This window comes from Photorhabdus temperata, from assembly GCF_025384845.1.
Lineage (GTDB): Bacteria > Pseudomonadota > Gammaproteobacteria > Enterobacterales > Enterobacteriaceae > Photorhabdus > Photorhabdus temperata.
The window spans coordinates 1-3,543 of the sequence record NZ_JAJAFX010000127.1; the positions used below are offsets into that span (position 1 = coordinate 1).

Sequence of the window (3,543 nt, forward strand, 5' to 3'; positions counted from 1 at the left end):
AATCCTCTGATGGGACGTCAAGGTGTTACCGATGGCAATGGATTATTCCGGGAAGAGGATATGCCACCCCATCCGATAACACTGTATATCGGTGCCCAACCCTTGGCCGATGAGATGGAACAGCGGCCATTGCGGGAAATACGCGGTGAAGCGGCGTCGGTGGTGAAGCCCAAAGCAGAAGCTGAAGGCCATCACTATCATTATGTAACTATCGGGCAGATTAGTGATGGGTTGCCGGTGATCAAGGATTGGACAGAGAAAGAACCACCACACTATCATTTTCCGAATCCAGAACCCAAAGGGTTTTATTCCCGCCAGCTAAACTGCCGGCATGTTCTGGAAGTATGTCCGTTTCGGGCCTGGGTTTTACTGTTGCACCATCAGAAAGAGTATTCCCTAGTTAATGCACATAACCAGTGTTTGATGAGTGTGTTGGCTTATGCCGATGGTGATGTCAATGTAGAAGGCTCTGTTAAACATTTTTTTAACCGGCAAATGGTGGATGTTTCAACCTTTCCCTATAAAATGGAGGAATTGTCGGCAACACCTGTGGTCTACGATGTGCCATTTAGTGAACGTTATACTCGGGTGGAGTTTATTGATTCACGAGCAGGAAACAACAAGCAGGGGGATACCCAACTGTTTTATGCGGCCAGTCAAAATGATGTGGTTGTTAGTTGGCGGGGTACAGCCAGTTGGAGAGATGCCTTAACGGATACTACGTTCCAGCCCCTGAAATTGAGCTGTGATGATGAAAAAGCGCTGTGCAGTGAATTTATTCATAATGGTAAAGTGCATAAAGGGTTCTGGGAAGCGTTCAGTTTGGTTGGAAAGCTAAAAGTCCCAAGTGATGAAAATATAGTAGTATTCAGCGATATTCTAGACTTGGTTAAAGGAAAAAAGCTATTTATTTGTGGTCACAGTTTGGGTGGCGCACTGGCATTACTGCACAGTGCACAATTGAAAGAACACAATCCTTGTCTCTACAGTTATGGGATGCCGAGAACGTTAACTCGCAGTGCAGTGCAGGAATTATCTTCTATTACCCATTATCGTCATGTGAATGAAGATGACCCCGTTCCTTCTGTGCCATTTGAGAAAGATATGGATAATGGTTTTTTCAATTACTGGACGCCAGCGGGGTATGACTGGGAAATTATGAAACTCGTGTCACCGTCACCGATTGTTAAAGCCATTAAACAAGCGACAGCCAGTAAAGAAATTTATCTGCATCATGGCAAAGTGGTTCATTTTTTAAAAGCCAGTGCCTGCCCGGAATGGCTGATTGCCGCCAGTAATGTATCGCTGATAACCAGATTAAGTGCAGAGGAAATATTAAGCAATACGACAAAATTGTATTTAATTCCTGAGCTGGATAAAGAAACAGAACACTTGTTCGGGCAGGCAGGTGAACAGCAAAACGCCCTGTTTAACCAGCTCACCCCGGAAGAAAAGGATAAATTATTTGCTGAAAATAAAAATCCTGAATTAAAAGACAAATTAAGTATTCTTAACCACTTTTCATCTAGATATGCCGGTTATATTAATGCCCGTCTTAAAGAGTTATGCGAACCGGATAAAATGACGGTTTATCAGGACAGTCAGCGTCAATTTAAGGAGAAAATGGATGTTTATAAAAAACTGATCCCAGATGCTATTTATTACCGTAATCTCTGTTTTCTGGAAATGGACAAACAGTTAATAACATCGTTGGTCGTCAGTCAACAGGAAGAAAAGGGGAAATTGGCCTTACAGCATTACTGTGATGGTAAGGAACTCTCAGTATGAAAATATTAAAAGTCACGCTGTCATTATTATTGCTGTATTTTATTTACTGGTCGATGGGGGATACTTTTTTTAACTGGCTTTTTCCCTTTTCATCTGAAGGAAAGGGGCCGTGGATAACCGTGGAGGGTGTCGCGCCGAAATACACAAAACCGTATGTGTCGGCAGAGTATATCTCAAAAGATTGTTTTGAATATCAGTTACATGCAGATATGTCTCCTTATAGGGTACCGACCTATAACGGATTGCGCCTGGATGTAAAGGCAGATCCAAAAACCGGCCATTTTCAGGCGAAATTACCCTTCAGTGGTGGAGGCTGGTGCAAATGGAAAATCAACCGGGCTTTTGTGACGGTAGGTTATACCGATGTCAGCCATCTGGTGAAAAATGCTATTCAGGAGGAAGGCGCGGAGGGAACAGGCTTAATCGCCTTTATCAATGACGCAGTCCAGACGAATATTAGCGAAATAGCGGCATTGAATGCTATTGATTTTAGTCCAGTTATTTACCCTGTCCTGAAAGTAGTTGAAGGGCGTCCGAAAAGAATATTCTTACAGGGTAGGGTCGGTATGTATCCCTTTCGATTTAAGTTAACATCAGGCGCTGCATGGAAAATTATCTATAAGCCTAAACTGGATGAAACCAAAATGCCAAAGATTACCATTACTAACGGGAAGGGAGAATGGGTTGAATATCCCGATGGACACATTGAAACTGATACTCAAATGGTAGATACCCGTTACATAAAGTAATATCACCGGAATAGTTGCTTGTTTATTTACTTCAAGCAGAATAAATAGGATATATAGGCACACGCTATACAGATAACGTTGTAGGTATCGAGGAAAACTGACCATGATAAATATAAAAAAATACTTACCGGTATTGTTAGTTATATTAATCTCAGGATGTGCTGACCCAAATGAACCACTTTCTCCCCCTAAAGAGAATCAGTGGATCTCGGTAGAAGGAGTCGCGCCGAAATACACAAAACCGCATGTGTCTGCTGTGTACATATCAAAAAATTGCCTAAAATATCAATGGCATGCTGACATGTCCCTTTATAAGGTGCCGACCTATCACGGATTACGTCTGAGTGTGAAGGCCGATCCGAAAACGGGTTACTTTCAGGCGAAATTACCTTTTAATGGCGGAGGCTGGTGCAAATGGAAAATCAACCGTGCCTTTGTGTCTGTGAGTTATACCGATGTTAGTCATCTGATGAAAGATGTTGTTATATATGAAGGAGGTGGAGGAACGGGTTTAACCGCCTTTATCAACGATGCAGCCCGAACAAATCTTAGCGAAACTGCGGCATTGGATACTATTAATTACAGTCCCATTATTTATCCTGTTTTGAAGATGGTTGAGAAACATCCGAACAGAATATTCTTACAAGGTGAAGTGAGAATGCGCCCCTTTCGGTTAACGTTGGTTCCAGGAGCTGAATGGAAAATTACCTTTAAACCTAAGTTGGATGAAACCAAAATGCCGAAAATCACCGTGACTAAAGAAAAGGAGTGGGTTGAATATCCAAATGGACACATTGAAACCAATACCCAAGAAGTCGATTACCGATATATAAAGTAATCTCATCAGGAAAACTGACCATGATAAATATGAAATGCGATAGTAAGGAACTCCCAGTATGAAAATATTAAAGGTTTCGTTGTTATTGTTATTGCTGTCTTTTATTTATTGGGCGTTTAGTGATACCTTTTTTAACTGGCTTTTCCCCTTTTCATCTACTGGAAAGGG

At 41.8% G+C, this 3,543-nt stretch carries 3 protein-coding genes; all 3 read left to right on the forward strand.

Annotated elements, in window-relative coordinates; all coding sequences use genetic code 11:
* Nucleotides 1-1,788, forward strand: a 1,788-nt coding sequence (locus LGZ99_RS23650; RefSeq protein ID WP_262979763.1) for a lipase family protein, incomplete at its 5' end; no start/stop codon positions are given.
* A complete protein-coding gene (locus LGZ99_RS23655) occupies nt 1,785-2,537 on the forward strand; it encodes a hypothetical protein (protein WP_023046702.1) in 753 nt (250 codons plus the stop codon). The genes LGZ99_RS23650 and LGZ99_RS23655, both read left to right, overlap by 4 nt.
* Before the next feature lie 103 nt (nt 2,538-2,640).
* The gene (locus tag LGZ99_RS23660; protein WP_262979764.1) at nt 2,641-3,375 is read left to right on the forward strand and encodes a hypothetical protein; all 735 of its coding nucleotides are present in this window, start codon (nt 2,641-2,643) and stop codon (nt 3,373-3,375) included.
* The last annotated feature ends 168 nt before the right edge of the window (nt 3,376-3,543 follow it).